2 protein-coding genes are annotated in these 2,213 nt (G+C 61.0%); both read right to left on the bottom strand.

Features of this window, described 5'->3' with window-relative positions:
- Positions 1-202: 202 nt before the first annotated feature.
- Complete coding sequence (locus ACFWPJ_RS29715) at positions 203-1,756, bottom strand: phage tail protein (RefSeq protein ID WP_378856362.1); 1,554 nt, start codon at positions 1,754-1,756, stop codon at positions 203-205.
- A gap of 128 nt (positions 1,757-1,884) precedes the next feature.
- Positions 1,885-2,213: SUKH-4 family immunity protein (locus tag ACFWPJ_RS29720; RefSeq protein WP_378856364.1), on the bottom strand; the 329-nt coding region annotated here is incomplete at its 5' end.

Genomic DNA, 2,213 nt, shown 5'->3' on the forward strand with positions numbered 1-2,213 from the left:
CGGCTGCGGGCGCGCGGTCGCCCCCGCCCCCCCCCGCGCGCCCCCCCCCCCCCCCAAGTAAGCGGTAAGTCGCGCACATCATCGGCCACTTCGACCTGCGCGGTGAGAATCGGTAGCCCATCGATATCGGGTGTGCGATGGGCCATGAGATGGGCGGGAAAACTGATATCCGCCATAGATTTTCTCCTCTACGTGAGGGACTTCAGATGATGAGCAGGTCCAAATCGGCGCCCACATCGCTGGACAGATCCTTGATCGCCGAGGCGACGCGGCCGAGCCGCTGCCACGCCTTGACGACGGAATCCTCTTCGTCGGACCCGTCACCCACGGTGATCTGCCACATCGCCGCGGTCTCACGGTCGTCGGTGAAGGTCAGCTCGGTGACGTAATCGGTGAACACCTTCTGGTCCATCGCGAAACCGATCTGGTCGCCCAGACCGAAATCCCGGCCGATCAGGTATGGAGCGTTGTCCTGAATGGTCACCTTGTGACTGGTGTAGCCACGAGTCAGATGCAGACCCTGGCGGGCCGCGACAAACCCGTCGAGGGTGAATGCCTTGTCACTGCCGGTGATGAACAGCTCCCGGAAGGCATAGGGGCCGGCCTTGTTCACCCGCTCCATATCCCGGTACACCATCCAGGCGAGGAAGACATCGTCGAGCTGGCCGCGATAGAGCCAATCCAGGCCGATCAGCGACAGCAAACCCTTGATCGCCATCTCGATGCCCGCGTTCACCCAGCCCGGTGAACGACCGCCGACGATGATGTCGGTCGCCGTCGGCTTGTGCAGCGCGATCTCGGAGGCACCGATCCCGGAGTACTCGCCTTCGAAGTACCACACCCAGGGAAGATTTCGCATCGTGCCGAACTTGCCCGGCGTCCCGTAGACCGCCTCGTATTCGCTCGTCGAGTCGAAATTCGGATACCGCATCGGGGTCGTCCCGTCGTCGGCGAATTCCTCGAACCACGACATGATTCCGTCCAGCAGAGTGCCAGTCGGACCGGTGACACCCGACTTATCCACGGTCTCCAACACCACGGTCGGCTTCTCGAGGAAGAACCACTCCGGCGCAGGCTGCTCGTCTTCACCCGGCAGGAAGAACCGAGCCGTCAACATGACACCCGAATCCTCGAGCATCGGCTGGAACAGCTTGTCGGCCATGTCGAATCGCGCCGAGGCGGCGCTCCACCGGCTGGTGTCGGTGCGCGGATCAACCGGCACGACCGCGATCGGGAACGTCGTGTTCCCCTGCAGCCGCATCAGATTCATCGTCAGATACGTCGTCACCAACGTCCGAACCGGACCGAACAGGATATGGTGGCGCGGGAACTGCGCCAGCACCGGCGCGAACGGACTCGCCCAGCAGCAGATCGTCGACACATGGTTCCAGGCGTGAATCGCCTCGATATCCACCGTCTCGACCCCGTTGTCATCCCGGACAATCGACGCCTTGGTGATGTAGCCGTCCCACCGAAAACCCCTGGTGTTCACGGTGATCGGCAGGGTCGTGTCGGCATGATTGCCGAACAGATGGTCGAAGTGCACCATGTCCCGCGGACAGATCATCTTCAACCCGCCGGCCGAGTTCCGCGGAAAACTCATCTGCAACGACAGATAGCTCCGCTCCTCCCCCACCTCCTGCATGTCCTTGTCCCAGTACCGGACCAGAACCTCTTGATCCCGAGCATCCTCCTGCTCGACCCGAAACATCTCATCCATCCGCCGCGATTCCGCGTGCGGTTCCCAAACACCCATCCTCCACCACCTCTACTTGATTTTGGGTATAAAAAAACCCCAACTCGTTCGAGTTGAGGTTTCACTTTTTCTCAGCTGATTTGCCTGCTCGCACCAACCAACCCACTTGGGTGCCTACATCGTCGGAATCAAGTAGACAGACTGCCGACCACAACGTTCCACCAGCTGTCAGGATCGACAAATGCGCGCGGATCCTGGGTTGTCAAATCTTGCCTCAATTCCCGGGCCCGTTCAACGCGAACGGACAAACCCCGATCGGCATCGATAAACAGCGCGAACCGATACAGGAATTCCACAAACGCGGCCAGACTGGAATTCACCAATTCCAACGTTCCCTCGAGCCCAAGCAGAACCACACGTCCGACTGCAACAGCAAAGACCTGTTTCGACAGGAACTGACCCGAATGCATGTACAAGGCGGTCGCGGCCGCCCCCAGCCCCTCAAGCACCCGCGCGG

The sequence above is a fragment of the Nocardia sp. NPDC058497 genome, from assembly GCF_042720195.1.
GTDB lineage: Bacteria > Actinomycetota > Actinomycetes > Mycobacteriales > Mycobacteriaceae > Nocardia.